The organism is Brachybacterium paraconglomeratum, assembly GCF_039541415.1.
Classification (GTDB): Bacteria; Actinomycetota; Actinomycetes; order Actinomycetales; family Dermabacteraceae; genus Brachybacterium; species Brachybacterium paraconglomeratum_A.
Map to the genome: position 1 here is coordinate 290,413 of NZ_BAABGE010000010.1, position 26,759 is coordinate 317,171.

Genomic DNA, 26,759 nt, shown 5'->3' on the forward strand with positions numbered 1-26,759 from the left:
GGGCGGGCCGGTCGGCGCTTCCGCTCGCTAGGCTTGAGACATGAGCGCTGTATCGTCGCCCGCCGGTTCCCCTGCCCCGGTCCTCCACCTCACGGGTCCGATCCTGCTGGGCCCTGAGCAGGAGCTCGCCGAGGCCTGGGTCCTCGACGGCCGGATCCACCACAGTCGGCCCGACCTGTCCACCGATGCCGAAACCCGCCAGCTCGACGGGTTCGTGGTGCCGGGCCTCGCTGACCTGCACTGCCATCTCGGAATCGGTGACGATGGCAAGGGCACCTCTATCGGCACCGCGCGGCAGCAGGCGCTCACTGACCGGGATACCGGGGTGCTGCTGATCCGCGATGCCGGCTCGATCATCGACACCTCACCGCTGCAGGAGCAGTCCGACGTGCCGCGGCTGATCCGCTGCGGCCGGCATCTCGCCCGCACCCGTCGCTACCTGCGCGGGTACGCCGACGAGGTCGAACCTGAGGATCTCCCGGCGGCGGTGACCCGTGAGGCGCAGCGCGGCGACGGCTGGGTGAAGCTGGTGGGGGATTGGATCGACCGCTCGGCCGGCGATCTCAGCCCCTGCTGGAACTCAGAAGACTTCGTCGCCGCAGCCGCCGCCGCCCATGCCGCCGGTGCCCGCATCACCACCCACACCTTCGATGAGGCGACGGTGCCGCTCGCCCTCGATGCCGGCTTCGACTGCCTCGAGCACGCCACCGGGCTGACCGACGAGACCATCACCCGCGCCGCGCAGGCCGGGGTGCCGGTGGTCACCACCCTGGTCAACGTCGACGAGTTCGAGAGCTATGCGAGTCAGGGGGAGCCGAAGTTCCCCGCCTACGCCGCTCATATGCGCCGGCTCCGGGCAGGCCGATTCGACCGCACCCGGAATGCGCACGACGCCGGGGTGCAGCTGCTGGTCGGCACCGATGCCGGGGGAGTGCTCGGCCACGGGATCATCCACGACGAGCTCGATGAGCTGGCCCGGGCCGGGCTCGAGGCCACCGCGATCCTCAGTGCCGCGGCCTGGGCACCGCGACGCTTCCTCGGCGTGCCCGGCCTTGAGGACGGGTCCCCGGCAGATCTGCTGGTGACGCCCCGAGATCCGCGGACGGATCACCGCGCGCTGCGCGAGCGCAGCCATGTGGTCCTGGGCGGCAGGATCGTCGCCTGACACCGGAGGATTCGCCCGCGGTTCGGCCGACGAGCCGGGTGAGGGAGCACCGAGGGACGTCCCGCTGCGGGACGTGTGCGCCGCCGCACACGGATCGGGGTGGAACGTCGACCCGGATCCCTGGCATAATCAACCCCTGTATGTGCATGGACCGGCCCTCTACCAGCCTGTGCACGACACCCCGAGCACCGTCAGCGCCCGCATGACCCCACAGGCAGCGGCGGAGCTCACCCGAACATCTTTGAAGGAGTCCACCCACGTGGCTGTCAAGATCCGTCTGAAGCGCATGGGCAAGATCCGTGCACCGTACTACCGCATCGTCGTCGCCGACTCGCGCAAGAAGCGCGACGGCGCCGTGATCGAGGAGATCGGCAAGTACCACCCGACCGAGCACCCCTCGGTGATCGAGGTCGAGTCCGAGCGTGCACAGTACTGGCTCGGCGTCGGCGCACAGCCGACCGAGCAGGTCGCCGCACTGCTGAAGATCACCGGCGACTGGCAGAAGGCCAAGGGCGAGAGCGACGCCGCCGGCACCCTGAAGACCGCTGAGGTCAAGAAGACGGCTGAGGAGCTCATCGCCGACGCCGACAAGGCTGCCGCAGAGTCCCGCCAGGGCGCGAAGAAGGCCAAGGACGCGAAGGAGGCCGAGTCCGCAGAGGTCGAGGCCGGCTCCGAGGAGGCCCCGGCTGAGGGCGAGTCCACCGAGGACGCCGACGCCGCAGCGACCGACGAGGCCTGAGATGAGCGCCCGCGCCGACGCACTCGACCACCTGGTCCGGGGCATCGTCGATGACCCCGAGGCTGTGGCCGTGACCGAGAAGTCCACGCGACGCGGTCCGCTCCTCGAGGTCCGGGTCGGCGCTGCCGATCTCGGCCGCGTCATCGGCCGGTCCGGCCGCACCGCCCGTGCCCTGCGCACGGTCACCGCGGCCCTGTCGGATGACGACGTGCGAGTCGACATCGTCGACGTCGACCGGCGCTGAGTTGCCTCGAGCCACTTCACGGAGCGGTGCTGCCGATCGGACCGAGAGGTCCGGGCAGCGCCGCTCCTGGCTTTCCAGCTCACGCCGGCGCCGGCCAGAGGCTGTCACCGCAGCTGCCGGCACCGCACTGCTGGGCCTGACCCTGCTGCTGGCCGGATGCGCCACCGGTGAGTCGACGACTGCAGGTCCCACACCGGGCGTCGGCGCTGCCAGCTCCGGCGCAGTTCAGGAGACGGCTTCCGAGGATCCTGCCCTCAACGCAGCCTGCGCGGCCTTCTGGGGAGATCCCGACTACAGCGATCCCCTGTCCAGGGCCGTCCTCGATCGCGCCGCGACGGCCCCGCAGGCAGGCCCCACGGATCCCCTCTTCTATGCGATGACCGGGGACGACATCGACACGACGTTCCAGGATGCTCCCGCCTCGGCGAAGGAGCCCGCGGCAGTGCTGTCGGACTGGTTCCGCACGCAGCCTGAGCTGGGCGCCGAGGCGGATGGTGACGCCTTCCGCACTGCCTGGGAGGGGCTGGCCGGCAGCTGCAGCGAGGTCTCCTCCGCAGCGAGCTGGGCCGTAGCCCCGGGCGCTGACGGGACCAAACCCGCGGCCCTGGTCTGTGCCGAGGTGTTCGACACGCCCGGCACGCTCACCCACTTCGGCAATGCGAATGTGCTGACCTCGAATATGTTCAAGCTGGTGGGGCTCTCCGCCCGGGAGGTCCCTGCGGAGCGGATGGACGAGGTGGCGAAGACCGCTGACCTGCTGACCGCTGAGATCACTGCGGTGGACGACGACGCGGTGACCGCAGCCCTCGAGCAGGTGCGCGCTCCCTTCCAGGACGCGCTGGAGGGCGATACCTGGTCGGAGGGTCTGGAACAGCCGCTGGCGACGCTCACCGCCGCCTGCACGGATGCCGGGTACTCCTCACCGGACCTCGGGGAGATCGAGAACGGCGCCGTCATCGGCGCGAACGCCGCCCACGAGGGCGGCATGGACTACGGAGAACGCTCATGAGCACACTCGACGTCACCGTCGCGACCATCGGCCGGGCCCACGGACTGCGCGGCGAGGTCGCGCTGATCCTGCGCACCGACCAGCCCGAAGAGCGCCTGCAGGAGGGAACCGCCTTCGACGTGCGCGTCGAGGGCCGCCCCCGCCCCCTCACCGTGGGGCGCATCCGACGCCAGCAGGACCGCTGGTACGTCACCTTCGACGAGGTCGCCGATCGCACTGACGCAGAATCGCTGCGCGGCGTGGAACTGGTGATCGCGGTGGATGCCGAGCAGGAGGCCGATGAGGACCCTGAAGCCTGGTACCCGAGCCAGCTCAAGGGACTGGCTGTGCGCCACGTGGATGGCCGCGAGCTCGGCACCGTGGTCGGAGTGGAGCACTACCCGGCCCAGGACCTGCTGGTGGTACGCACCCTGGACCGACGACGGGTCCAGCTGCCGCTGGTCGAGCAGCTCGTGCCCGAGGTCGACCTGGAGGCCGGTGTCGTGATCGCCGATCCGCCCGGAGGCCTCTTCGACGCCCTTCCCGAGGACGAACAGGGCCCCGAACCGGAGACCTCCGCCCCCTCCGCTCGCACCAAGGGCTGAACCGGGATGCGCATCGACGTCATCACCATCTTCCCCGAATACCTCTCGCCCCTCGAGCTGTCCCTGATCGGCAGAGCCCGCCGGGAGGGCCTGGTCGATCTTCAGGTCCACGATCTGCGCAGCTGGACCCACGACCGTCACCGGACGGTGGATGACACCCCGCTGGGCGGCGGCGCCGGCATGGTGATGAAGCCCGAGCCATGGGCAGAGGCCTTCGCCGGAGTGCGCGCGCAGGGCCAGGAATCCCTGGGCGCCGACGTCGAACCACTGATCGTCTTCCCCAATCCGGCCGGCAGCCCCTTCACCCAGGCCACCGCGCAGGAATGGTCCCAGTGCGAGTGGATCATCTTCGCCTGCGGACGCTACGAGGGCATCGACGAGCGGGTCTACCAGCATCTAGCTGATATCGGCTGCGAGGTTGCCCTCGCCTCCCTCGGCGACTACGTGCTCAACGGTGGCGAGGTCGCCGTGCTCGCGATCACCGAGGCCGTGGTGCGCCTGATCCCCGGGGTGGTCGGCAATGCCGAGTCGCTGGTGGAGGAGTCCCACTCCGACGGTCTGCTCGAGTACCCCCTCTACACCCGGCCCGCCAGCTGGACCGATCCCCAGGGAATCCTCCGGGAGGCGCCGCCGATCCTGCTGTCGGGGGACCATGCGAAGATCGCCGCGTGGCGGCGGGAGCAGTCCCTCCAGCGCACCGGCGAGCGGCGCCCCGACCTGCTGGAGTGACCCCACCCCCCGCGCTCGCACCGGTCGCGTGACGCAGACGACAGTCCGAGGCGCTGTGATCAGCGACGATGAGACATCGGGGGCTTGCCGTGAGCGGCACTGCGCTGGCACAATGACCTCTTGTGCGTACCGCGCGCTCCTCTGCCTCAGGGGACGGGCGCAGGAAGCGGTCGAGATGTTCCGTGGCGATGGGAGTCGCCGCCAGAGTCTCAGCACACCGGCACGGGGAGTTCGCTCCTCGCCGGATCGACAGTTCATGACGGACTTCCCACACCTCGGGGAGTCCCACGAACGAAGCTGTCCGACCTGAGGCGGAGGCTGGAGAAACACTATGCAGAAGCTTGATGAGATCGACAAGGCCTCGCTGCGCGAGGACATCCCCACCTTCCGCGCCGGCGACAACGTCAAGGTGCACGTGAAGGTCATCGAGGGCAACCGCTCTCGTATCCAGATCTTCCAGGGCTACGTCATCGGCCGCCAGGGCCACGGCGTGGGCGAGACCTTCCGCGTCCGCAAGATCTCCTTCGGCGTCGGCGTGGAGCGCGTGTTCCCCGTGCACGCACCGACCGTCGACAAGATCGAGGTCATCACCCGCGGTGACGTGCGTCGCGCGAAGCTGTACTACCTGCGCAACCTCACGGGCAAGAAGGCCCGCATCAAGGAGAAGCGCGACCACTCCTGATCACGGACTCCTGATCTCAGGCATGTCCCGCGACAGCGTGGACGGACGGCGGCGGCACCACCCGGTGGTGGCCGCCGCCGTCTGCGTCGTGCTCCTGCTGGTCGCAGCCCTGCTGGTGCGGCATTTCGTCACCCAGCCTTTCCGCGTCCCCTCGGCGTCGATGGCACCGACGCTCATCCCCGGTGACGTGCTCCTGACGGACCGTTCGCACCGGGGCGCCGCGGAGCGCGGAGACATCGTGGTCTTCGACGGGCTCGGGTACTTCGCCCCCGCTGCGTCCGATGGTGACCGCTACTGGGTCAAGCGCGTCATCGCGATCGACGGCGACCGCGTCCAGTGCTGCGACCCGAGCGGCGCGATCACCGTGGACGGGGTCCCGCTCGATGAGCCCTATCTGCCCGCCGGCACCGCTCCCAGCGAGATCGAGTTCGACCTGCAGGTCCCGGCAGATCACATGTTCCTGCTCGGTGACAACCGGGCCGACTCCACCGATTCGCGCCATCTGCTCGGTGCTCCCGGAGGCGGGATGGTGCCCCTGGACCGGGTGGTGGGAGAAGCCGACCGCATCGTGTGGCCTCTCACTCGCGGCGGTGCCCTCTGACGGTCAGCATCTGCCGATAGGATCACCGCGATGAACGCGTCCGAAGATTCCCGCCCTGCTGTGTCCGGTTCTGCGGACCCCGCATCCGGTGAAGAGCGCTCCGGCGGGGCGCGTGGCAGCGTGGGCAGTCGTCGCCGTCAGCGGATGCCGCTGTGGCTCGACACCCTGGTCACCATGGCGGTCGCACTGGTGATCGCAGTGCTGGTCAAGACCTTCCTGATCCAGCCCTTCTACATCCCCTCCGCCTCGATGAACCCGACGCTGCTGACGAACGACAAGATCCTCGTCTCCAAGCTCAGCCCCGGAGTGTTCGACCTGCAGCGCGGCGACGTGATCGTCTTCGAGGACCCCGATGACTGGATCCCGGGCGACGCCACCGAGAACCCCACCCCGCGGGTGCGGGTGATGATGCTGCTGAGCATGGTCGGCCTGGCTCCGGACCCTTCGCAGGATCACCTGGTCAAGCGGCTGATCGGGACGTCCGGCGATCACATCGTCTGCGAGGAGCAGGGAGGGGCGCTCGAGGTCAACGGCACCCCGCTCGAGGAGCCATATATCAACCCTCAGACCCCTGCCTGCCAGGCCGCGTTCGACGTCACCGTCCCGGAGGGGAAGGTCTGGGTGATGGGCGACAACCGTTACGCCTCCGCAGACTCCGCCTGGCATGAGACTCAGGGTGACGGGGGCTTCGTCGACGAGTCCGACATCACCGGCCGGGCCGAGGTCATCTTCTGGCCGACCAGCAGCTGGGACCGCCTGAACGACGGTCGGGAGACCTTCGCAGACGTCCCCGAGACGCCGTGAGCACCCCCGCACCCACCCTGGACTTCGAACTCGCGCTGGCCGCCCGGTGCGGGCCCGGGCGCCGCATCGTCGTCGGCATCGACGAGGTGGGCCGCGGTGCGCTCGCAGGACCGGTGGCGGTCGGCGCGTGCGCGATCGAGATCATCGATGGCCGCACCCCGGCACTGCCTGAGGGCGTGCGGGACTCCAAGAAGCTCACCGCCCGGCGCCGCGAGGCACTGGTGGAGCCCCTTCGCGCCGCTGCTGCCGGCAGCGCGGTGGGCTGGGCGAGTCCCGGTGAGATCGATGAGGTCGGCATCATGCCCGCGCTGACCCGGGCCGCGCTGCGCGCGCTCGAGGCGCTCGAGCTGGAGATCGACGCGATTCTGCTGGACGGCGACGTCGACGTGCTCTCCGCTGCCCTCGCGAGCGCCAGCGGCACGGCACCGCTGGTGGAGCTCAGAGTCGCCGCGGACCGTGACTGTGCGAGCGTCTCGGCGGCCAGCGTCCTGGCGAAAGTTGCCCGGGATGCGCTCATGGTCGAACTCGATGAGCAGACGCCGGACTACTGCTGGGCCTCCAACAAGGGCTATGGCTCCGCTGTGCACCGTGAGGCCATCGATCGGCTCGGCGCGCATGAGCAGCACCGACGCAGCTGGCGTCTGACCTCGACCGTGCCTGCGCTGGCGCCGCCGGCACCGCCGTCACTTCCGGCACCACTGGCATCACCGGCGCCTCCGGCCGCCGCGCCACGGCTGGAGACACCCTCCGCCCCGGCGGAGCCGAGACGGTCCGACCCGGCAGTCGTGGAGGCAGCGGCCTCGACCACTGCGGCTGGCGTACTGTGGGACGACGATTGGCACCTGTACGAGGGGAAGGAGCGCCGGTGAGCGCCCAGGAACTCGAGAACTACGAGTCGGACCTCGAACTTCAGCTGTTCCGCGAGTATCGCGATGTGGTCAGCCTGTTCACCTACGTGGTCGAGACCGAGCGTCGGTTCTATCTCGCCAACCAGGTGGACCTTCAGGTCCGCTCCGGCGGCGGTGAGGTGTTCTACGAGCTGCGCCTGGCGGATGTCTGGGTATGGGACATCTACCGCTCCAACCGGTTCGTGCGCTCTGTGCGGGTGGTGACGTTCAAGGACGTCAACATCGAGGAGCTCAACAAGCAGGACATCTCGCTTCCCTGAGCTGACCCGTGACGGCCCGACCCGTAGGAACCTGACCCCACCCGTGCGGGCCCGGCCCATGGGCCCTGGTCGCCTCACACCCGAGCGGAGTGACCCGGGTAGATCTGCACTGCTCAGGCACGCGACCGTTCCTCCACAGCGCTCGGTCATCCCCAAGATCCTTGCTCCGGTACCGCGCCTGCTGACCTCCCGCCAGGCTGACCGGTATGAACAGCCTCGCCATCACCCCAGGTCCCCCCGCAGAGCGCCGCTCGGACCGCAGGTCGCTTCCCGCGGCTTCGACAGCAGTCGACGGGCCCGGCGCGCCTCAGCTGCCGGGAGCTGCGGCGCAGCCTCCGATGGTCGGCCCTGTCGCGGTGCCGAAGCCTCGCCGGGTGCGCGATATGTCCACCCGGGAGCTAGGACAGGCGGGGGAGGACCTCGCCGCAGAGCACCTGCAGGCCTGCGGTTGGCAGATCGTGGAGCGCAACCTGCGTCTGCGTCAGGGAGAGCTCGACATCGTCGCCCTCGCCCACACCACGCTGGTCTTCGTCGAGGTCAAGACCAGGCGTTCCTTCGTCACCGGGGTTCCACAGGCCGCTGTCACTCCGGACAAGCTCCGACGGCTGCGACGCCTCGCCGGTGAGTATCTGATGGAGCGTTCGACCCCGCATCGTGATGTGCGGATCGATGTGGTCGCGATACACGCCCATCTCGATGGCACCTTTTCCCTCGAGCATCTTGAAGCGGTGTCCTGATGGGGCACGGGCGCACCCTCTCCATCAGCCTCACCGGCCTGGACGGGACCCTGGTCGAGGTCGAGGCAGACGTCTCCAGCGGCCTGCCTGCCTTCTCCCTGGTGGGGCTCCCTGACTCCTCGACCCTCCAGGCCCGCGAACGCGTCCGTGCCGCCGCAGCCCGCAGCGGGGTGCGACTCGCGGCGCGCCGCATCACCATCAATCTGACCCCGGCATGGCGGCCCAAGCGCGGCTCGGGCTTCGACCTCGCGATCGCGATGGCCGTGGTCGATGCCCAGGGCGACCTGCTTCGCCATGTGCCTGCGGACACCGTGCTGCTGGGGGAGCTGGGACTCGACGGGCGTTTGCGCCCGATCCCGGGAGTGCTGCCCGCCCTGCTCGCGGCCCGTTCCCTCGGTATCACCCGCGCAATCGTCCCCGAGGAGAATCTGCCCGAAGCACGTCTGGTCGAAGGAGTCGATGTCGACGGCGCTGCTGACCTCACCAGCGTCCTGCACCGCTACGGCGCCGATGTTCCACCGTCCCCACCGCGAGAACCCGCCGCACCTCTCCCTCTCGAGCCGGTGCTGCGGGCAGACAGTAGGCCCATCACAGACTTCGCCGACGTGATCGGCCAGGACCAGGCGAGGCGAGCCGCTGAGGTCGCTGCCGCCGGCGCGCATCATCTGCTCATGACGGGCCCGCCCGGAGCGGGGAAGACCATGATCGCCTCCCGTCTTCCAGGGATCCTCCCGCGGCTCAGCACGGCGGACTCCCTGGCCGTCTCCGCGATCCATTCGCTGGCCGGCCGCTTCGATGCCCAGGCCGGGCTGCTGCGCACCCCGCCGTTCGAGAATCCGCATCACACCGCTTCCCCCGCGGCCGTGGTCGGGGGCGGGGCGGGACTTGCGCTGCCCGGAGCGATCTCCCGCGCCCACGCGGGGGTGCTGTTCCTCGATGAGGCCCCAGAGTTCCCCGGGCGAGTGCTGGAGGCACTGCGCGAGCCGCTCGAGACCGGAGACATCACTCTGCACCGTTCCCGCGGAGTCACTCGCTATCCGGCAAGGTTCCAGCTGGTCCTGGCCGCCAACCCCTGTCCTTGCGGGATGGCGTACGGCAAAGGAGACCGCTGCCGCTGCACTCCGCTGCAGCGACGTCGCTACCTGGCACGGCTCTCGGGTCCGGTGCTGGACCGGATCGACATGCGGGTCGAGGTGCGTCCAGTCGACGTGCACCGCATCGATGCGGAGCCCGCTGAGTCCAGCGCTGTGATCGCTGCCCGGGTGGCCGCAGCCCGTCAGCGCCAGCTCACCCGCTTCGAAGGCCGGGAGTGGACCACCAACGCCCACCTGCCCGGCCCCCTGCTGAGGAAGGAATTCTCCCCAGCAGCTTCCGAGCGACGCCTGCTCGACCATGCCGTCGCGCAGGGGCGGCTCACCTTGCGGGGGCACGATCGCGTGCTCCGACTGGCCTGGACCCTCGCCGACCTGGACGGCGCGCAGCGCCCCACCGCCGAGCACATCGGCATTGCCCTCACCCTGCGCGAAGGAGAAACGCGATGACCACCCCCGAATCACCCCAGAGCACTCCGGACCGAAGAGAAACCGTTGCTGCCGCTGAGCAGGACCGCGCTGCACGGATCACCTGGTCGCTGATCGCGGAGCCCTCGGATGCTGTCGCCTCGCTCGCCTGCACTGTGCTCGGCCCCACCACAGCTCTCGAGCTGACCCGGCACGGCAGCCCTGAGGATCTGCACCGCGCGCTCGGCGGGCAGCTGCCCGCCCAAGCCTCGGAACCCGCGCCAGGATCGAGCCGATCGCGTGCCGAACGAGCTCACTCGAGGTGGAATGCCCGGCTGAACACCGTCGTGCTCGAGCAGATCCTCGAGGATGCCCAGCGGCGGAGCATCCGGATCCTCACCCCGCAGGACGACGAATGGCCCGCGATCCTGGACGACCTCCAGGAGACCCGTCCGCACTGCCTCTGGCTGCAGGGACCGGGGTCGCTCGACCAGCTCGCCGCTGCACGCTGCATCGGGCTGGTGGGATCACGGGCGTCCACCCCCTATGGCGAGGACACCGCCGGCTCCTTCGCTGCGGCCTTCGCCGCCGGCGGCGGCACCGTCGTCTCCGGAGGCGCCTACGGGATCGATGCCGCCGCCCACCGCGGTGCCCTCGCAGCCGACGGAGGAGCGACCCTGGCGATCCTCGCCGGAGGTCTGGACCGGCTCTATCCCCGAGGCAACACCGATCTGCTCGAAAGAATCCGGGACCGTCACCTGCTGCTCAGCGAAGCGCCCCCGGGAACGGCACCGACCCGCTGGCGGTTCCTGGCCCGCAACCGTCTGATCGCCGCCCTCTCTCAGGCGACGGTGGTGGTGGAAGCCTCCTGGCGATCCGGAGCGCTGTCGACGGCGCGACTGGCTGATCAGCTCTCGCGGCCCGTCGGCGCCGTGCCCGGCCCCATCACCTCTGCTGCCAGCGCCGGCTGCCACCGGCTGATCAGAGAACGTGGGGCAGTACTGGTGACAGAGCCGGCAGATCTGTGGGATCTGCTGCCCGGAGGCCCCGCCGCGGGAGAAGGAAGCTGGGCGGTGCAGGACGAACTGGACCTGCTCAGCCCTGCGGACAGGAGAGTGCTGGATGGCGTGCCGCCGAGATCGAGCATCAGCCCGGCCCGGCTCGCGGACGAGATCGGCTTCACCGTCCGGGAGGTGGAGGCAGCCCTGGCGCGCCTGGACCTGCTGGGCCTGGTGGTCCGGACAGCGGAGCGGGTGCGACGTGCCCGGCCCGCCGCCTGAGGCTCACGTCAACCCGCCAGCTCACGGTGCACGCCCGGTCTCGCTGCACGCGCTGTCGTGCAACACGCCCAGCCACCTCGCTCGGCCTGCCTCCCACCGGATGCAGCACACTGGGAGGCATGAGCACCGAGCCCAGGCACGCAGAGGACGCCGTCGTCGAGGACTTCGTCGCGCACCTCCGCCTCGAGCGGGGCCGTTCGGAGCACACCGTGCGTGCCTATCGCCAGGAGATCACAGGGCTGGTCGAGCATCTGCGGGACGCCGAACGCATTCCCGTGGCTGAACTCGATGTCGCCGCGCTCCGCTCCTGGCTCGCGGCCCGTGCAGAGACCGGAGCCAGTGCGAGCACACTGGCTCGCTCTGCAGCGGCAGCCCGCACCTTCACCTCGTGGCTCGCTGCGACCGGCAGGATCCCGCACGACGTCGGAGGGAGGCTGCGCGCGCCGCGCCGCGGCCGCCATCTGCCCACCGTGCTCACCGGTGACCAGGCGGGAGAGCTGCTCGATGGATTGGCCGCAGCGGAGCCATCTACCGGGCAGAGAGGCGGCCTCGACGCCACTGCAGACGCTGCGGCGCCCCCAGATCCGGTGCAGCACGCGGTCCGGCTCCGCGATGCCGCTGTGCTCGAGCTGCTCTACTCCTCCGGTCTGCGGGTCTCCGAGCTGGTCGCCGTGAACCGTTCCGGCATCGACCACGCTCAGCGCACCGTGAGGGTGCGCGGCAAGGGGGATAAGGAGCGCATCGTCCCCGTCGGAATTCCTGCACTCACAGCCATCGAGCAGTGGCAGCAGGAAGGCCGCCCGGTGCTGCTCGACATCGCGGGCACGGCAGATGGCGCCGGCGATGCGCTCTTCCTCGGCGTGCGCGGCGGGCGGCTCGGCGATCGCGCGGTGCGCACCCTGGTGGACCGCCACGCCGCAGAGGCAGGGATCTCCCGACACATCTCGCCGCACACTCTGCGGCACAGCGCCGCCACCCATCTCGTCGAAGGCGGAGCAGATCTGCGCAGCGTGCAGGACTTCCTGGGTCACTCCTCCCTCGCGACCACACAGATCTACACCCATGTCAGCGCCGAGCGGCTGCGCCGGACGATCGATCAGGCGCATCCCCGCGCCTGAGTCGCCGCCAGCTTCACCGTCGAAGCTCGTCGCTCATGCGAGAGCAGCGATCCGTGGGCCGGGTCGGTGGCCGTGCACCACCACTGCTGAGAACGACTTCGCTCCGACATGCCCTGAGGCTCGCTCCACCTCGGCCGGAACGACCTGCGTCGGTGTCTCGCTGTCGGGGACCGCATCGAGGGTCGACGCCGGGTGCGCGCCGACGGCGCCCCCGGCGCTCCCCGCCCCGCCTGCCCAGGGCAGCAGGACGCTCGGACCACGGCCACCCAGCAGCAGCATCGGATCCACATAGTCCTCGCCGCGCCGAGCTCCCAGGTGGAGGCAGACGGCAGCTGGGCAATGAGAGTGCTCTGCTGCGTCCACCAGCGTGCCGATCTCTGTCCCCGCCTCGACCTGCTCGCCCGCCGCGACGGTCCCGGCCACCGGTTCATAGGTGGACAGGAGCCCGTCCGCATGTGCGATAGAAACGACCCCGCGACCCGCCACAATCCCGCTGAACCGGACAGTGCCCGGTGCCACCGCATGCACCGCAGCACCCGCGGCAGGAGCCCCGATATCTATTCCCCGATGGCCGGGCCCGTAGGGATGTTCGGGGGCGTCGAAGGGGGCGATCACCTCATGCGGAGGGGGGAGAGGCCACTGCCACGGCGACGTCTCCGCACGGGCAGGCATCTCGCCCAGGAAGAGCAGCAGCAACCCCACCAACCCCCAGCGCAGCACAGTCGATATGGGTGGGGTGGAGCGAGAGGAGGTCATGAGCGATAGCCTGCCCAGAGGCGACTGTCGGCCGCAGACCGGGAACGAAGGCTGTGGACGAAGCCCCGCTGTGGAGGAGCCGTCCGCCTGCCATGGTCCACCTCGAGCCCGTGACTGGCGCGCGAGCTGATCCACCCCGAGCCCGCGACCAGCCCGCGAGGTGACGCACAACGCGCTCGGGGAGACAGCGGCGTCGGATAGACTCTTCTCAGCATCCGGTCCGTCCGGATGACTTCGCGTGCCCATCAGGGCTCGCCGGCCAACGGTCCTCGGCCGTTCCCGCACCTCGTGCGTGGAATGTTCCAAGGCGGCCGGCACCCGGGCACCAGGCCCCACACCGTCCGGTGGTGGGGGAACAACCGAGAATGCAGGTCCTGCGCGATGACCGCGGACGCCCATGGGCGCGCCACGTGAGCCCAGGCCCGGAGAATCAGAGGCATCATCATGGCAGTAGTCACCATGCGCCAGCTCCTCGAGAGCGGCGTCCACTTCGGTCACCAGACCCGTCGTTGGAACCCGAAGGTCCGTCGCTTCATCTTCACCGAGCGCAACGGCATCTACATCGTCGACCTCATGCAGACCCTGACGTACATCGACAAGGCGTACGACTTCGTCAAGCAGACGGTCGTCCACGGCGGCAGCATCCTGTTCGTCGGCACCAAGAAGCAGGCCCAGGATCCCGTCCAGGAGCAGGCCACCCGCGTCGGCATGCCCTTCGTGAACCAGCGTTGGCTCGGCGGCATGCTCACCAACCTGCAGACGGTCTCCCAGCGTGTGAACCGACTCAAGGAGCTCGAGCAGATCGACTTCGAGGATGTGGCCGCTTCCGGTCGCACCAAGAAGGAGCTGCTGATGATGCGCCGCGAGCGGGACAAGCTCGAGAAGACCCTCGGCGGCATCCGCGACATGGCCAAGGCGCCTTCGGCCCTCTGGGTCGTGGACACCAACAAGGAGCACCTCGCGGTCGACGAGGCTCAGAAGCTCAACATCCCGGTCGTCGCGATTCTGGACACCAACTGCGATCCCGACGTGATCACGTACCCGATCCCGGGCAACGATGACGCGATCCGCTCCGTCACCCTGCTGACCCGCGTGATCGCGGATGCTGTTGCAGCAGGTCTGCAGGAGCGTCACGCCAAGGCCACCGGCGGCGAGAAGAACGTCTCCGCCGTTGCCGCTGAGCCCCTGGCCGAGTGGGAGCAGGAGCTGCTCAAGCAGTCCGAGGTCCAGCAGCAGGACGCTCCCGCCGAGGAGTCCGTCGCCGCTGCCGAGGAGACCCCGGCCGCAGAGGAGACTCCCGCAGCTGAGGCTCCGGCCGAGGACGCTCCCGCTGCGGAGTCCACCGAGGAGAAGTCCTCCGAGGCTCCCGCCGCCGAGTGACCCACGGGCCCGGGGACGACCACGTCGCTCCCGGGCCCCTCCACGGGGAGGCGCACGCCGCCCCCCGCCCCTCCCGCAGCAGCTCTGACAAGGAAGAGGAACATGGCCAACTACACGGCAGCAGACATCAAGGAAATCCGCGAGTCCACCGGCGCGGGCATGCTCGACGTCAAGAAGGCGCTCGACGAGGCGAACGGCGACAAGGTCAAGGCCGTTGAGCTGATCCGCGTCAAGGGTCTCAAGGGCATCGCCAAGCGCGAAGGCCGCACCGCGTCCGAGGGCCTCATCGCCGTCGACATCCGCGACACCGAGGGTGGCCAGACCGGCACCCTCGTCGAGCTCAACTCCGAGACCGACTTCGTGGCCAAGAACGACAAGTTCGTCGCACTGGGTGACGAGGCCGTGGCCGCGGCCGTCGAGTCCGGCGCCTCCGAGCCCGAGGACCTGGCATCGACCCCCTTCGGCGAGGCCCTGACCAACGCCGGCGCCACCATGGGTGAGAAGATCCTGGTGCGTCGCATCGGTCGCGTCTCCGGCGAGGCCGTCTCCTCGTACATGCACCGCACCAACAAGGACCTGCCCCCGCAGGTCGGCGTGCTGGTGGCCACCGACAAGGCTGGTGCTGAGGTCGCACGCGACATCGCGATGCACATCGCCGCGTTCACCCCCGCCTACCTCTCCCGTGATGAGGTCCCCGCGGACCAGGTCGCCGATGAGCGTCGCATCGCCGAGGAGACCGCGAAGAACGAGGGCAAGCCCGAGAAGGCGATCCAGAAGATCATCGAGGGTCGTCTGAACGGCTTCTTCAAGGAGAACTGCCTCCTGGATCAGGCGTTCGCCAAGGATCCGAAGAAGTCCGTCGGCAAGGTCGTGGAGGAGGCCGGCGGCACCATCACCGGCTTCGTCCGCTTCCGCGTCGGCAGCTGACCACTCCGGGGCCGTCCCTTCCAGGGCTCGATCCCGTCGGCGTCGCGTGAGCGTCGCCACCGCCCCGCGGCCCCGCACCATCGGTGCGGGGCCGCGCCGGTATCATCACCGAGGACCCAGCGCGGAAGGACCGACATGACCCAGACGTTCACGTCACCGATACCCGTTCTCCCGAAGCGAGAGGATGGCCGTCGCGTCCTCCTGAAGCTCTCCGGAGAAGCATTCGGCGGAGGCGCCGTCGGCGTCGACCCCGACGTCGTCGCCCGAGTGGCAGGCGAGATCGCCGAGGGAGTCGCCCAGGGCATCGAGTGCGCCATCGTCGTCGGCGGCGGCAACTTCTTCCGCGGTGCGGAGCTCTCCCAGCGCGGCATGGATCGGCGTCGTGCCGATTACATGGGGATGCTCGGCACCGTGATGAACTGCCTCGCCCTGCAGGACTTCCTCGAGCAGCGCGGAGTCTCCACCCGCGTGCAGACTGCGATCGAGATGGGACAGGTCGCTGAGCCGTACATCCCGCTGCGCGCCGTCCGCCATCTCCAGAAGGGCCGCGTCGTCATCTTCGGCGCCGGCGCCGGGATGCCGTACTTCTCCACCGATACCGTCGCCGTGCAGCGTGCGCTGGAGATCGGCTGCGAGGAAGTGCTGATGGCGAAGAACGGGGTGGACGGGGTCTACGACTCCGACCCCCGGACGAACCCCGATGCGCAGAAGCTCGACCACGTCACCTACAACGACGCCCTCCAGCGGGGCCTGAAGGTCGTGGACTCCACCGCGTTCAGCCTGTGCATGGACAACGGTCAGCAGATGATGGTCTTCGGACTCGACTCGCCGGGGAACATCACCCGCGCGATGCGCGGAGACCGGATCGGCACCGTCGTCACCAAGTGACATCGTCCCGGCGTGCCACGGTGCTTCGCGGCGCCGACACACCGGGAGCTCCGCACCCCGCAGGGATCGCCCAGGCCTTGACGGTGCGGGACAATGGACTACGTACACCCACTCAGAACTGAGGAGCACCCCGTGAACGACGACACCCCGAGCATCCTGAAGGACGCCGAGGCCAAGATGAAGAAGTCCGTGGAGGTCACCAAGGACGACTTCACGGCGATCCGCACCGGCCGTGCGAATGCTGCGATGTTCCAGGGGATCACCGCCGACTACTACGGCGCGCCGACCCCGCTGAACCAGCTGGCCTCGCTCCAGTTCCCGGAGGCCCGCACCGTCGTCGTCACGCCGTTCGACAAGACCGCCACGACCGCCATCGAGACGGCGCTGCGCGAGTCGGACCTCGGAGTGAACCCCACCAACAACGGCGACAACCTGCGTGTGGTCCTACCGGCCCTCACCGAGGAGCGTCGCCGGGACTACGTCAAGCTCGCCAAGAACAAGGCGGAGGACGGCAAGGTCTCGGTACGCGGAACGCGCGGCAACGCCAAGAAGGCCATCGAGAAGCTGGTCAAGGACAAGGAGATCGGCGAGGACGAGGGCAACCGCGCCGAGAAGGAGCTCGAGTCGATCACCAAGAAGTACATCGAGCAGATCGATGAGGCGCTCAGCCTCAAGGAGACCGAGCTCGAGACTGTCTGAGCCGCGCACCGCCAACTCGACACCTCGGAACTGGTGAACGCAGCCCGTGAGCATTGACCCGGCATCAGGTACGGCGATGACCGCCTCGTCCCCGGACGAGGCGGTCATCGCCGTGCCCACCGAGGAGCATGCGAAGCGGCGCGGCCCGGGACGCAACCTCCCCGCTGCGATCGCGGTAGGGGTCGCGCTCGGGGCAGTGCTGATCGTGGCGGTGTTCGTCGTGCCGCAGGCCTTCCCCGTGGTCGCCGCCGTGGCGATGGTCCTCGCGGTGCTCGAGCTGACCCGTGCCCTGGCCGAGGGCGGACTGCGACTTCCGCAGATCCCGCTGCTGGTGGGCGTGATCGGGATGGTCGTCTCCACGGTCGTGTTCGGTGCCGAGGGGCTCCTGGTGGCCACTGCTGCCGCGGTCTGCGTGCTGATCCTGTGGCGGGTCAGCGAGTCGATGGGTCTGAGCGCGCTGCGCGATGTGGCCGGGGGAGTGTTCGCCCTGGCCTGGGTCCCCTTCCTGGGCTGCTTCCTGCTGCTGCTCTTCGCCCGCGAACAGGGCGAGATGCTCGTGCTGCTGGCCATCCTGGGGCCGGTCGGCAATGACATCGGCGGATATATTGCGGGAGTGCTGTTCGGGAAGCATCCGATGGCACCGAAGATCAGCCCGAAGAAGAGCTGGGAGGGGTTCGTCGGCTCCCTCCTGCTGGGTACTGCCGCGGTCACCGCCGTGGGTACCTTCGCCCTGGATCTCCCGGTGTGGGATGGAATCCTCATCGGCGCCGTGCTGGTGGTCATCTCCACCTGCGGAGATCTCTCTCAGTCGCTCCTGAAGCGCGACCTAGGAATCAAAGACATGGGGCACCTGCTGCCCGGCCATGGGGGAGTGCTGGACAGGGTCGACTCGATCCTGCTCGCTGCCCCCACCACCTACGTCATGCTGGAGGTACTGCTGCCATGAACACCCCTGAGAAGAACAACGAGACGACGCGCGGGAACGATGCCGGAGGCGCCCGCTCCCCGGAGCCGGTCGCACTGTCCCGGAACCCCGATCTCTCCCGTGAGGCGATCCCCGGTCAGAAGATCGCTCTGGCCCCTGGCCAGCTGCAGATGAAGCCGGCGCGCCGCGGGAAGCCGCCGGTGCACCTCGCCGATCTCACGCTCGAGGAGCGAGTCGAAGCCGTCAAGGAGATGGGCCTGCCGGGCTTCCGCGCCAAGCAGCTCTCCGTGCATTACTTCGAGCACTTCACCACTGATCCGGACGACCTCACGGATCTGCCCAAGGAAGGTCGCCAGGAGCTGGTCGACCGCTTCTTCCCGCCGCTGCTGACGCAGGTCTCCCGGCAGTCCGCCGATCACGGCGCGACCCAGAAGTTCCTGTGGCAGCTGTTCGACGGTCCGATGGTCGAATCGGTGCTGATGCGCTACAGCGATCGCAACACGCTGTGCATCTCCTCGGAGGCCGGCTGCGGTATGAACTGCCCCTTCTGCGCCACCGGTCAGATGGGCCTGACCCGCAACCTCTCGACCGCTGAGATCCTCGAGCAGGTGCGCATGGCCAACCTGATGCTGTCCCGCGGCGAGCTGCCCGGTGGCACCGGCCGCGTGAACAACATCGTGTTCATGGGAATGGGTGAACCACTGGCGAACTACCGACCCGTGGCCACCGTCTGCCGTCGCCTGAACTCGCCTGCCCCCGAAGGATTCGGCATGGGTGCCCGCCACATCACCGTCTCCACGGTGGGCCTGGCCCCCGCGGTCCGCAAGCTGACCGCGGAGAAGCTCCCGGTCACGCTCGCCGTCTCGCTGCACGCGCCGGACGACGCTCTGCGCAACGAGCTGGTGCCGATCAACACCCGCTTCGATATCGACGAGATCCTCGACGCGGCCTGGGAGTACTTCGAGACCACCGGGCGCCGGGTCAGCATCGAATACGCACTGATCCGCGACATCAACGACCAGGCGCACCGGGCCCAGCTGCTCGCTGATCGGCTGATCGCCAAGGGCGGTGCCCACTGGGTGCACGTCAACCCGATCCCGCTCAACCCGGTCAAGGGCTCGAAGTGGACCGCCTCGGACCCGCTGGTCGAGAAGCGCTTCGTGGAGATCCTGCGGGATAACGGCATCTCCGCCACCATCCGGGACACCCGGGGCTCCGACATCGACGGCGCGTGCGGCCAGCTCGCCGCCGAGGTGATCGAGTCCGACACCCGACGTGAGGACCGTGAGGCGCGGGTCGCGCGCGTCGAGGCCATCGCGGCCGGCGCCTTCGAATCCTGAGGAGACCTCCATGGAGATCCGCTTCACGCCCGTCCGCTTCAACGAGGGCTACGACATGCAGGAGGTCGATGGCTTCCTGGACCTCTGTGAGCGAGCTCTGCTCTCAGGGGACGGGTCCGTCACGGCAGACACCGTGCGGCAGCACCGCTTCGCCACCACCAAGTTCCGCGAGGGCTACGAGCTGGATGAAGTCGACCGCTTCCTCGACGGGGTGCTGTTCCCGTTGTTCGACTCGCCCGAGACCTTCCCGTACGACCCCGACCGGGACTACACCGGCGTCGACCTCTTCGCGCAGGCACGGAGGCTCGAGAAGCAGCAGCGGCGCGAGGAGCGCCGGGAGGCGAAGGTCGAGGGGGTCTCCGGATCGGCGGCCCATCCCGCGGAGCGGCGACCGGGCTTCCTGCGCCGCCTGTTCGGCGCAGGCCGGTGAACCGACCCGCCGCCCCGGCACCCCGCACGCCTCCCCGACCCATCCCTCCCGCGCCGTTACAGTGGGACCCCGTCAGCACCGAGGAAGGACCTACCTGGTGAGCACATCGTTCGAGCGTGTCTCGCGCTTCAGCGTCGGATACGACATGCGCGAGGTCGACGAGTTCCTCTCCCGCGCGCGCACCGCCTATGAGGGGCGTGACCCCTCGTTCAGCGGGGGCGACATCACCTCCGCCAGCTTCGGCACCGAGCGCGGCGGATACGACATGCGTGTCGTGGACGAGGCCCTGGACCGCCTCTCGGATGCCTTCGCGCTGCAGGCTCGGGATGACGCGATCACCCAGCACGGCGAGGGCTCCTGGGTCGCGCAGCTCACCGAGCGCGCGGAGATGCTCAAAGAGCGCCTCGAACGCCCGGCCGGGGATCGCTTCGCTCCTGCCGCACAGGGGGAGGCCGCCTATGACAAGGCCGACGTCGACGCCCTGTGCGACCAGCTCGTCGCCTATTTCACCGATGGCCATCCGATGAGCGTCGATGACGTGCGACGCTCCGCTTTCGGGCGCCGTCGTGGCCCCGACGGATATCGCGAGGCCGTGGTCGACGTCTACCTCGATCATGTCGCGGACGTGATGGCTTCCGTTCCGTGACCGGTACTCCTGCGCGGAGACTGGTCCTGCTGGGTTCTACGGGGTCGATCGGCACCCAGGCGCTCGAGGTCGTGGACCGGTTCGGGGACATCGCCCGGGTGCACGGCCTCGCCGTCGGAGGCACCCGCCCGGAGCTGGTGGCCGAGCAGGTCCTCGCCCACCGCCCCGAGCACGTGGTGGTCTCTGACGTGGCCCGCGCCGACGAGGTGGCGGCGGCTGTTCAGCGCGCCTGCCGCGCCGGCGGCATCTCCGCGCCGCGGATCAGCGCCGGGCAGGAAGAGGCCGTCGACCTCGCCGGTTCCCTGGGGGACGGGGACGTGGTGCTCAACGCGATCACCGGTTCCGTCGGACTGCTGCCCACGCTCGCCGTGCTCGCCTCGGGGGCCCGGCTCGCGCTGGCGAACAAGGAATCGCTCGTCGTAGGCGGTCACCTCGTGACCGAGGCCGCGGCACCGGGACAGATCCTTCCCGTGGACTCCGAGCACACCGCGATCGCACAGGCCCTGGCGGGGGTTCGCCATGACCAGATCGATCACCTCGTCGTCACCGCCTCCGGAGGACCGTTCCGCGGCAAGACCCGCGAGCAGCTCGCGGAAGTCAGCCCCGAGCAGGCGCTGAACCACCCCACCTGGTCGATGGGCCGCGTGATCACCACCAACTCCGCCACCCTGGTCAACAAGGCGCTCGAGGTGATCGAGGCCTGCTTCCAGTTCGACCTGCCGGAGGATCGGGTGCAGGTCGTCGTCCACCCGCAATCGATCGTGCACTCGATGGTCACCCTCGTCGATGGCTCCACGATCGCCCAGGCCAGCCCGCCGGATATGCGTCACGCCATCGGCTGGGCGCTCGCGCATCCGGAGAAGCTCCCCAGGCTCGCCGCGGCGCTGGACTTCTCCGCCGCGCAGACCTGGACCTTCGAACCGGTCGACGAGGACACCTTCGACGCGATCTCGCTCGCCCGTGCCGCGCACCAGGAGGGTGGAGGCGCGATGGCCGTCTACAACGCCGTCAATGAAGAAGCCGTGGACGCCTTCTTCGCGGGGCGCCTGGACTTCCTCGGCATCACCGCGCTGATCCGGGCCGTGCTCGAGCTTCCGCAGCGTCCGCGTGCTGCGCGCGCCGACGGGGTCACCGGGCTGCTGGCTCTCGAGTCCTGGGCACGAGAGACCGCCCAGGCACTGATCTCGTCACAGGAGCGCTGAGCGTGCTGCTGTTCCTGCTCGGCATCCTGGTGATCGCCGCCGGGCTCGCCCTCTCCATCGCCCTGCACGAAGTCGGGCACCTGGTGCCTGCCAAGCTGTTCGGGGTGCGGGTCACCCAGTACATGATCGGCTTCGGCCCCACCGTCTTCTCCCGCACCCGCGGGGAGACCGAGTACGGGCTCAAAGCGATTCCGCTGGGCGGCTACATCCGCATGATCGGGATGTACCCGCCGCACAAGGGCGAGCCCGAGGGCACGATCCGTGAGGATTCCACCGGACTGCTCCAGCAGATCACGGAGCTCTCCGACGAGGCGAAGCAGTACGAGTCCTCCCAGTACGGCCCGGAGGACGCCCACCGCACCTTCGTCGCGCTCGCGGTGCCGAAGAAGCTGGTGGTGATGCTCGGCGGTCCGCTGATGAACCTGCTCATCTCGGTCCTGCTGATGGTGGTGCTGGTCAGCGGCATCGGTCTGCCGGCGGTGACCCCGACGGTCCAGTCCGTCTCCGAATGCGTGGTCCCCGCCGATGCTCCGGCCGACGTCTCCTGCGAGGGACAGGAGCCGGCTCCCGCACTGGCGGCCGGGATCCGTCCCGGCGACACCCTGCGAGTGATCGACGGGCACGAGATCGACCGCTGGTCCGATGTCACCACGGCCGTGCGGGGCGCGCAGGATCGCACCGTCGAGGTCGTCGTCGAGCGCGACGGTGAGACGGTGCAGCTCGAGGCGACGATGATCGTGGACGCCCGACCGGTGCTCGACGCGGACGGCGCTGCGGTCCTGGACGCCGACGGCGATCTGGTCACCGAACAGGTCGGCTTCCTCGGCGTCTCCGGGACCCCGGACCTGGTGCCGCAGTCCCCGGCAGCGGTGCCCGAGATGGCCTGGTCCGCCTTCACCCAGACCGGAAAGCTCGTCATCACCCTGCCGGTGCGGCTGTGGGAGGTGGCGCAAGCGGCTTTCGGCAGCGCTGAACGCGACCCCAACGGCCCGCTCGGCGTGGTGGGCGTCTCCCGCCTGGCCGGGGAGGTCGCCTCCGCCGATGAGCCCGGCTTCGAGCTGCGCGAGAAGACCGGCACCATGATCTCGATGCTCGCCTCGCTGAACATGGCGCTGTTCGTGTTCAACCTGATCCCGCTGCTGCCGCTCGACGGCGGTCATGTCGCCGGGGCGCTGCTCGAGGGGGCCCGGCGGCTGCTTGCCCGGCTGCGGGGTCGTCCCGATCCGGGGCCGGTCGATATGTCGCGCATGCTCCCGCTGACCAATGCGGTCGCGATCATCTTCATCCTGATGACCGTGCTGCTGCTGTATGCGGACATCGTCAAGCCGATCACGCTGTTCCCTTGAGCATTCCGCCGTGAGCGTCTCCCCGTGGGCATCTCCCCGTGAGGGTGTCCCCGGATCGCTCGCGCAGGCGCCCGCGGCGGGACTGCCGGAGGGCTCTCTGCGGAGCCCCGCGCAGGGTGCCATGGACCACCACGGGAGTGCAGGAGCGGTGGAGGTGTCCCACGTCGCCTCGCACAGTCGCGCCCACGAGTCCATAATGGAGGAGTGACTTCTGTGAGCCTCGGTATCCCGTCCGTCAAGCAGCCGCCGCCGGTGCTCGCGCCCCGGCGGAAGACCCGCAAGGTGAAGCTCGGCAACCTCTACGTGGGAGGCGACGCGCCCATCACGGTGCAGTCGATGACCACCACCCCCACCCATGACATCAACGCGACCCTCCAGCAGATCGCGGAGCTCACCGCCGCGGGCTGCGACATCGTGCGGGTGGCCTGCCCCCGCCAGGAGGACGCCGACGCGCTCGTCGCGATCGCTGCGAAGTCCCCGATCCCGGTGATCGCCGACATCCACTTCCAGCCCAAGTACGTCTTCGCCGCGATCGAAGCCGGCTGCGCCGGGGTGCGCGTGAACCCGGGCAACATCCGCCGCTTCGATGACCAGATCAAGGACATCGCGAAGGCGGCGAACGATCACGGCACCGCACTGCGCATCGGCGTGAACGCCGGCAGCATCGACCCGCGGATGATGAAGGGCGACCGGGTCACGCCCGAGGCGCTGGTCGCCTCCGCGAAGTGGGAGGCCTCGCTGTTCGAGGAACACGACTTCCACGACTTCGGCATCTCCGTGAAGCACAACGACCCCGTGATCATGGTCGACGCCTACCGTCAGCTCTCCGAGGAGGGTGACTGGCCGCTGCATCTCGGTGTCACCGAGGCTGGCCCCGCCTTCCAGGGCACGATCAAGTCCTCCGTCGCCTTCGGCATCCTGCTGGGCGAGGGCATCGGCGACACCATCCGCGTCTCGCTCTCCGCGCCTCCGGTCGAAGAGGTCAAGGTCGGGATCCAGATCCTGCAGTCGCTGAACCTCAAGGCGCGCAAGCTGGACATCGTCTCCTGCCCCTCCTGCGGCCGCGCCCAGGTCGACGTCTACAAGCTCGCAGACGAGGTCACCGAGGGGCTCAAGCACCTCGAGGTCCCGCTGCGCGTCGCGGTGATGGGCTGTGTCGTCAACGGTCCGGGCGAAGCTCGCGAAGCCGATCTGGGTGTCGCCTCCGGCAACGGCAAGGGCCAGATCTTCGTCAAGGGCAAGGTCATCAAGACCGTTCCCGAGGCGGACATCGTGCCGACGCTGCTGGCCGAGGCCAACCGGATCGCCGCCGAGATGGAAGAGGAAGAGTCCTCCACCGGCGCCCCGTCCATCTCCGTGGGCTGAGCTCATGTTCTGGCGCGGCGGGCGGGTCCGCGCGATCCGTTCCAGCAGCTTCGACGCCGCGCTCGCGCTCGCGCTGACGGAGCCGGTCATCAACGCTCTCGCGGGCGCTCGTCTGCAGGAGTCCGCACGCTCCACCGCGCTGGCCCAGGAGTTCTCCCTGGCCGGTGAGGAGCAGCAGCCTGAGGGGCTGCTGTGGCATGGCGTGAACCTCTCCCCGCTGTCCGCGACCGACCGCGCCCTGGACGATTTCGGCCGGCATATGGCCGCGCGGGGCCGACGGGCGAGCTCTGTGGTCGGAGAGCGCGCCGCGGTCCATCGGCTCTGGGAGCCGCTGGCCCCCACCTGGGGAGCCGACGTCCGCGAATACCGCTGGAGCCAGCCGCTGCTGCAGGCCGGTGATCCGGCGGACCTCCCGCAGCTCGCTCCGGTCGGCCTGCGCCCCGCCGTCCCCGGTGAGGAGCAGATCGTGTTCCCCGCGGCGGTGGCCATGTTCCGCGAGGAGGTGGGCGTGGATCCGATCGCCGGTGACGGCGGCCGCTCCTACCGGGCCCGGGTCGCTGAGCTGATCCGGAAGCGACGCACCTATGTCGTCATCGAGGACGGTGAGGTGCTGTTCAAAGCCGACGTCGGCTCGCTGTTCGGCCCGATCGCGCAGATCCACGGGGTGTGGGTGCGGCCCGACCAGCGGGGCAGAGGCCTCGGGCGGGCCGGGATGGCGGAGCTGGTGCACCAGGTGCGCCGTGACCACGCCCCGCAGGTGTCGCTCTACGTCAACGACTTCAACGAGCCCGCCCGGCGCGCCTACGCCGCCTCCGGCTTCCGCCAGATCGGCGAGCTCACCACGATCCTCTTCTGACCTCCCGCGTCGCGAGCCTCGGCCATTCTTCGCTAGGGACCGGTGCGAGGGCGCTGTATAGGTCCTCAGCGCAGAATCGAGGGGCGAGGCGAATCGGGCAGGTGCCGCGGGTCGGGGGCTGGGCCCATTCAGAGCCGAGCCAGCTCATCCAGCGTCAGCAGCACGTTCGCCGCGGTCCAGGCCAGCGGGGCCACCTCTGCGGGACGCCCGTCGAAGAGCACCTTCTCGGGCAACGAGCCGGCGGCGGTGCGATGCTCGGCGAGCCAGCGGAGGATCTGCGTCGCCGCGTCCGCCTCTCCGGCGCGAGCGAGCGCGAGGGCCAGCAGGCTCGTCGAGGGCGTCCAGCTCACGCCGTCCTGATGCCAGGCGGACCCGGGAGCGATGCCGCCGCCGGGGCGGGAGAGCTCGCTGCGCAGCCCCAGCAGCTGGGCCCGGGGCGCAACGTCGTGGACTCCCGTCGCGTCGAGGAAGGCGAGGGCCGAATCCGCGCCGCCACCCCCGCGATAGCGTGGGAACCCGTTGCGGCCGAAGGTCTCCTCCAGCAGGAGGGTGAAGGTCTCCGCGGCCCGACGTGCAGCAGAGTCGCCGGTGAGCTGAGCACCTGCCCGCAGGCCGGTCAAGGTCGCAGTCATGATGCCGAGCGTCACCGAGCGCTCGCGCCGCTCCCAGTAGTCGGGGGAGACGGGAGGCAGCCCGGCACCATCCCGGGTGACCGAGCGCAGCGCGCTGAGCGAGCGGGTGACCAGTGGGGACAGACGCCCCAGCAGCGCCTCGCGCCGGGTCGCCCCGTCAGCGTCGGCGCCGTCGGCAGCCCCGGCCACAGCGGCCACCTCAGCGGTCGCCCACAGCAGCAGCCCGGTGCCATCGAACTGCCGCCGTCGGCCATCCGGTGCCTTCCCGGTGCCCGGCTCGTACCGGGCCTCGAACCAGCCATCTGGCGCCTGCAGGGACTGCAGGTGGATCAGCACCTCCTCCGCTCGGTCGAGGTGGCCGATCCGTGCCAGCGCCACCGCACAGAAGGCAGCGTCCCGCGGCCAGATGAAGCGCCAGGAGGAACTCCACCCCGCCGCCGGTGCCGGCAGATCGTCGCTGAGGATCCAGAGATCCTGCAGAGCGGTCTCGGCGAGCTCGAGCAGGAGCGGCTCCGCGCCGAGGTGCTCCGTGAGAGCGACGCGCCAGTCAGCCGCGCCGGTCGAGAACGCGTCCGCTCGCCGTCGTATCGGTGAGGTATCCGGCAGTTCCGCGGCGAGTCGAGAGCCCGGGGCCAGGTCGAGCGGCGCGGCGCGCCCGCCCACCAGCACCCGCTGCGCGGCGCGATCGTAGGCGACGGTCTCGGACCACAGCGGGATCTCCCTGTGCGGATCGACGTCGTCGCCGCCCAGCTGCCGAGCGGCGAGCGACCCCGCACCGACCGCACCGAGCGCGGTCACTGCACCGACCCCGCGCAGCAGCTGCCGACGCGAGGAACGGGGGTGGCGGCCAGGAGCCTCCACGCCCGATTTCCTGGGCTCTGTGCCCGGGGTGCCGGGAGCGCCCGGGACCCGCTGTCCTCGCCGGTGCATCTCGCCAGGGTACCGAGTGCCGCCGCACTCACGGCTGCGGGACCCCTGAGACCAGCACGAGGCGTCGGCCGGGTCGTC

29 protein-coding genes are annotated in these 26,759 nt (G+C 69.5%); 27 read left to right on the forward strand and 2 right to left on the reverse strand.

What is annotated here, in order from left to right:
* The first annotated feature begins 40 nt into the window (after positions 1–40).
* The 15 genes from ABD893_RS15935 (at position 41) to ABD893_RS16005 (ending at position 12,359) form a co-directional block, all read left to right on the forward strand.
* On the forward strand, positions 41–1,165 hold the full coding sequence (locus ABD893_RS15935; protein WP_345082584.1) for an amidohydrolase family protein: 1,125 nt from the start codon (positions 41–43) through the stop codon (positions 1,163–1,165).
* Between the two features lie 259 nt (positions 1,166–1,424).
* Positions 1,425–1,904 (forward strand): 30S ribosomal protein S16, encoded by a 480-nt coding sequence (gene rpsP / locus ABD893_RS15940; protein WP_345082586.1) that lies wholly within the window; start codon positions 1,425–1,427, stop codon positions 1,902–1,904.
* A 1-nt stretch (position 1,905) separates the two neighbouring features.
* A complete protein-coding gene (locus ABD893_RS15945; protein ID WP_345082588.1) occupies positions 1,906–2,148 on the forward strand; it encodes a KH domain-containing protein in 243 nt (80 codons plus the stop codon).
* 1 nt (position 2,149) lies between these two features.
* Positions 2,150–3,157, forward strand: coding sequence for a hypothetical protein (locus ABD893_RS15950; protein ID WP_345082591.1), 1,008 nt, complete (start codon positions 2,150–2,152; stop codon positions 3,155–3,157).
* A complete protein-coding gene (gene rimM / locus ABD893_RS15955; protein ID WP_345082594.1) occupies positions 3,154–3,741 on the forward strand; it encodes a ribosome maturation factor RimM in 588 nt (195 codons plus the stop codon). Before ABD893_RS15950 ends, rimM begins: the two co-directional genes overlap by 4 nt.
* Positions 3,742–3,747: 6 nt before the next feature.
* Complete coding sequence (trmD, locus tag ABD893_RS15960; RefSeq protein ID WP_345082597.1) at positions 3,748–4,470, forward strand: tRNA (guanosine(37)-N1)-methyltransferase TrmD; 723 nt, start codon at positions 3,748–3,750, stop codon at positions 4,468–4,470.
* A gap of 331 nt (positions 4,471–4,801) precedes the next feature.
* Positions 4,802–5,152, forward strand: a complete 351-nt coding sequence (gene rplS, locus ABD893_RS15965) for a 50S ribosomal protein L19 (protein WP_345082601.1) — start codon at positions 4,802–4,804, stop codon at positions 5,150–5,152.
* 22 nt (positions 5,153–5,174) lie between these two features.
* Complete coding sequence (gene lepB / locus ABD893_RS15970; RefSeq protein ID WP_345082603.1) at positions 5,175–5,753, forward strand: signal peptidase I; 579 nt, start codon at positions 5,175–5,177, stop codon at positions 5,751–5,753.
* A gap of 30 nt (positions 5,754–5,783) precedes the next feature.
* Entirely contained in the window at positions 5,784–6,557 is a 774-nt protein-coding gene (lepB, locus tag ABD893_RS15975) for a signal peptidase I (RefSeq protein WP_345082606.1), read from the forward strand.
* Positions 6,554–7,426 carry a ribonuclease HII gene (locus ABD893_RS15980; RefSeq protein ID WP_345082609.1) on the forward strand — a complete coding sequence of 291 codons (873 nt, stop codon included), beginning with the start codon at positions 6,554–6,556 and terminating at the stop codon, positions 7,424–7,426. The genes lepB (ABD893_RS15975) and ABD893_RS15980 overlap by 4 nt, the downstream gene beginning before the upstream one ends.
* Entirely contained in the window at positions 7,423–7,725 is a 303-nt protein-coding gene (locus ABD893_RS15985) for a DUF2469 domain-containing protein (RefSeq protein ID WP_012804628.1), read from the forward strand. Before ABD893_RS15980 ends, ABD893_RS15985 begins: the two co-directional genes overlap by 4 nt.
* A gap of 206 nt (positions 7,726–7,931) precedes the next feature.
* On the forward strand, positions 7,932–8,462 hold the full coding sequence (locus tag ABD893_RS15990) for a YraN family protein (RefSeq protein WP_345082616.1): 531 nt from the start codon (positions 7,932–7,934) through the stop codon (positions 8,460–8,462).
* On the forward strand, positions 8,462–10,003 hold the full coding sequence (locus tag ABD893_RS15995) for a YifB family Mg chelatase-like AAA ATPase (RefSeq protein WP_345082619.1): 1,542 nt from the start codon (positions 8,462–8,464) through the stop codon (positions 10,001–10,003). The genes ABD893_RS15990 and ABD893_RS15995 overlap by 1 nt, the downstream gene beginning before the upstream one ends.
* Positions 10,000–11,241, forward strand: coding sequence for a DNA-processing protein DprA (gene dprA, locus ABD893_RS16000; protein ID WP_345082622.1), 1,242 nt, complete (start codon positions 10,000–10,002; stop codon positions 11,239–11,241). Before ABD893_RS15995 ends, dprA begins: the two co-directional genes overlap by 4 nt.
* 119 nt (positions 11,242–11,360) lie before the next feature.
* The gene (locus ABD893_RS16005) at positions 11,361–12,359 is read left to right on the forward strand and encodes a tyrosine recombinase XerC (RefSeq protein WP_345082625.1); all 999 of its coding nucleotides are present in this window, start codon (positions 11,361–11,363) and stop codon (positions 12,357–12,359) included.
* A 33-nt stretch (positions 12,360–12,392) separates the two neighbouring features.
* Here the strand turns inward: ABD893_RS16005 and ABD893_RS16010 are convergent, their stop codons facing one another.
* On the reverse strand, positions 12,393–13,115 hold the full coding sequence (locus ABD893_RS16010) for a peptidoglycan DD-metalloendopeptidase family protein (RefSeq protein WP_345082628.1): 723 nt from the start codon (positions 13,113–13,115) through the stop codon (positions 12,393–12,395).
* A gap of 444 nt (positions 13,116–13,559) precedes the next feature.
* On the opposite strand from ABD893_RS16010, the gene rpsB reads away from it, so the two are divergent.
* From rpsB to ABD893_RS16070, 12 genes are all read left to right on the forward strand, one after another.
* Positions 13,560–14,495, forward strand: a complete 936-nt coding sequence (gene rpsB, locus ABD893_RS16015; protein WP_345082631.1) for a 30S ribosomal protein S2 — start codon at positions 13,560–13,562, stop codon at positions 14,493–14,495.
* A gap of 102 nt (positions 14,496–14,597) precedes the next feature.
* On the forward strand, positions 14,598–15,422 hold the full coding sequence (gene tsf / locus ABD893_RS16020) for a translation elongation factor Ts (RefSeq protein WP_345082633.1): 825 nt from the start codon (positions 14,598–14,600) through the stop codon (positions 15,420–15,422).
* Between the two features lie 135 nt (positions 15,423–15,557).
* Positions 15,558–16,310 (forward strand): UMP kinase, encoded by a 753-nt coding sequence (gene pyrH, locus ABD893_RS16025; RefSeq protein WP_345082637.1) that lies wholly within the window; start codon positions 15,558–15,560, stop codon positions 16,308–16,310.
* A 132-nt stretch (positions 16,311–16,442) separates the two neighbouring features.
* Positions 16,443–17,009, forward strand: coding sequence for a ribosome recycling factor (gene frr / locus ABD893_RS16030; protein WP_425548389.1), 567 nt, complete (start codon positions 16,443–16,445; stop codon positions 17,007–17,009).
* Positions 17,010–17,085: 76 nt separating this feature from the next.
* Entirely contained in the window at positions 17,086–17,955 is an 870-nt protein-coding gene (locus ABD893_RS16035; protein ID WP_345082640.1) for a phosphatidate cytidylyltransferase, read from the forward strand.
* Positions 17,952–19,274, forward strand: a complete 1,323-nt coding sequence (gene rlmN, locus ABD893_RS16040; RefSeq protein WP_425548390.1) for a dual-specificity RNA methyltransferase RlmN — start codon at positions 17,952–17,954, stop codon at positions 19,272–19,274. The genes ABD893_RS16035 and rlmN overlap by 4 nt, the downstream gene beginning before the upstream one ends.
* A 10-nt stretch (positions 19,275–19,284) precedes the next feature.
* Positions 19,285–19,704: a DivIVA domain-containing protein gene (locus tag ABD893_RS16045; RefSeq protein WP_345082643.1), complete on the forward strand. Its 420-nt coding sequence runs from the start codon at positions 19,285–19,287 to the stop codon at positions 19,702–19,704.
* A gap of 97 nt (positions 19,705–19,801) precedes the next feature.
* Positions 19,802–20,350: a DivIVA domain-containing protein gene (locus ABD893_RS16050; protein ID WP_345082646.1), complete on the forward strand. Its 549-nt coding sequence runs from the start codon at positions 19,802–19,804 to the stop codon at positions 20,348–20,350.
* Positions 20,347–21,552 carry a 1-deoxy-D-xylulose-5-phosphate reductoisomerase gene (gene dxr / locus ABD893_RS16055; RefSeq protein ID WP_345082649.1) on the forward strand — a complete coding sequence of 402 codons (1,206 nt, stop codon included), beginning with the start codon at positions 20,347–20,349 and terminating at the stop codon, positions 21,550–21,552. The genes ABD893_RS16050 and dxr overlap by 4 nt, the downstream gene beginning before the upstream one ends.
* A 2-nt stretch (positions 21,553–21,554) precedes the next feature.
* A complete protein-coding gene (locus tag ABD893_RS16060) occupies positions 21,555–22,898 on the forward strand; it encodes a M50 family metallopeptidase (protein WP_345082652.1) in 1,344 nt (447 codons plus the stop codon).
* A gap of 204 nt (positions 22,899–23,102) precedes the next feature.
* Positions 23,103–24,263, forward strand: a complete 1,161-nt coding sequence (ispG, locus tag ABD893_RS16065; RefSeq protein ID WP_345082655.1) for a flavodoxin-dependent (E)-4-hydroxy-3-methylbut-2-enyl-diphosphate synthase — start codon at positions 23,103–23,105, stop codon at positions 24,261–24,263.
* A gap of 4 nt (positions 24,264–24,267) precedes the next feature.
* Positions 24,268–25,119: a GNAT family N-acetyltransferase gene (locus ABD893_RS16070; protein WP_345082659.1), complete on the forward strand. Its 852-nt coding sequence runs from the start codon at positions 24,268–24,270 to the stop codon at positions 25,117–25,119.
* Positions 25,120–25,247: 128 nt separating this feature from the next.
* On the opposite strand, the gene ABD893_RS16075 is transcribed toward ABD893_RS16070, so the two are convergent.
* Complete coding sequence (locus tag ABD893_RS16075) at positions 25,248–26,612, reverse strand: hypothetical protein (RefSeq protein WP_345082662.1); 1,365 nt, start codon at positions 26,610–26,612, stop codon at positions 25,248–25,250.
* Between the last annotated feature and the right edge of the window lie 147 nt (positions 26,613–26,759).

What these genes read in the sequence shown, in the direction of transcription:
- ABD893_RS15935 (WP_345082584.1), top strand. Translation starts at nt 41, where the DNA reads ATGAGCGCTGTATCGTCGCCCGCCGGTTCCCCTGCCCCGGTCCTCCAC.
- ABD893_RS15945 (WP_345082588.1), top strand. Translation starts at nt 1,906, where the DNA reads ATGAGCGCCCGCGCCGACGCACTCGACCACCTGGTCCGGGGCATCGTC.
- rimM (WP_345082594.1), top strand. Translation starts at nt 3,154, where the DNA reads ATGAGCACACTCGACGTCACCGTCGCGACCATCGGCCGGGCCCACGGA.
- trmD (WP_345082597.1), top strand. Translation starts at nt 3,748, where the DNA reads ATGCGCATCGACGTCATCACCATCTTCCCCGAATACCTCTCGCCCCTC.
- rplS (WP_345082601.1), top strand. Translation starts at nt 4,802, where the DNA reads ATGCAGAAGCTTGATGAGATCGACAAGGCCTCGCTGCGCGAGGACATC.
- lepB (WP_345082603.1), top strand. Translation starts at nt 5,175, where the DNA reads ATGTCCCGCGACAGCGTGGACGGACGGCGGCGGCACCACCCGGTGGTG.
- lepB (WP_345082606.1), top strand. Translation starts at nt 5,784, where the DNA reads ATGAACGCGTCCGAAGATTCCCGCCCTGCTGTGTCCGGTTCTGCGGAC.
- ABD893_RS15990 (WP_345082616.1), top strand. Translation starts at nt 7,932, where the DNA reads ATGAACAGCCTCGCCATCACCCCAGGTCCCCCCGCAGAGCGCCGCTCG.
- ABD893_RS15995 (WP_345082619.1), top strand. Translation starts at nt 8,462, where the DNA reads ATGGGGCACGGGCGCACCCTCTCCATCAGCCTCACCGGCCTGGACGGG.
- dprA (WP_345082622.1), top strand. Translation starts at nt 10,000, where the DNA reads ATGACCACCCCCGAATCACCCCAGAGCACTCCGGACCGAAGAGAAACC.
- ABD893_RS16005 (WP_345082625.1), top strand. Translation starts at nt 11,361, where the DNA reads ATGAGCACCGAGCCCAGGCACGCAGAGGACGCCGTCGTCGAGGACTTC.
- ABD893_RS16010 (WP_345082628.1), bottom strand. Translation starts at nt 13,115, where the DNA reads ATGACCTCCTCTCGCTCCACCCCACCCATATCGACTGTGCTGCGCTGG.
- rpsB (WP_345082631.1), top strand. Translation starts at nt 13,560, where the DNA reads ATGGCAGTAGTCACCATGCGCCAGCTCCTCGAGAGCGGCGTCCACTTC.
- tsf (WP_345082633.1), top strand. Translation starts at nt 14,598, where the DNA reads ATGGCCAACTACACGGCAGCAGACATCAAGGAAATCCGCGAGTCCACC.
- pyrH (WP_345082637.1), top strand. Translation starts at nt 15,558, where the DNA reads ATGACCCAGACGTTCACGTCACCGATACCCGTTCTCCCGAAGCGAGAG.
- ABD893_RS16035 (WP_345082640.1), top strand. Translation starts at nt 17,086, where the DNA reads ATGACCGCCTCGTCCCCGGACGAGGCGGTCATCGCCGTGCCCACCGAG.
- rlmN (WP_425548390.1), top strand. Translation starts at nt 17,952, where the DNA reads ATGAACACCCCTGAGAAGAACAACGAGACGACGCGCGGGAACGATGCC.
- ABD893_RS16045 (WP_345082643.1), top strand. Translation starts at nt 19,285, where the DNA reads ATGGAGATCCGCTTCACGCCCGTCCGCTTCAACGAGGGCTACGACATG.
- ABD893_RS16070 (WP_345082659.1), top strand. Translation starts at nt 24,268, where the DNA reads ATGTTCTGGCGCGGCGGGCGGGTCCGCGCGATCCGTTCCAGCAGCTTC.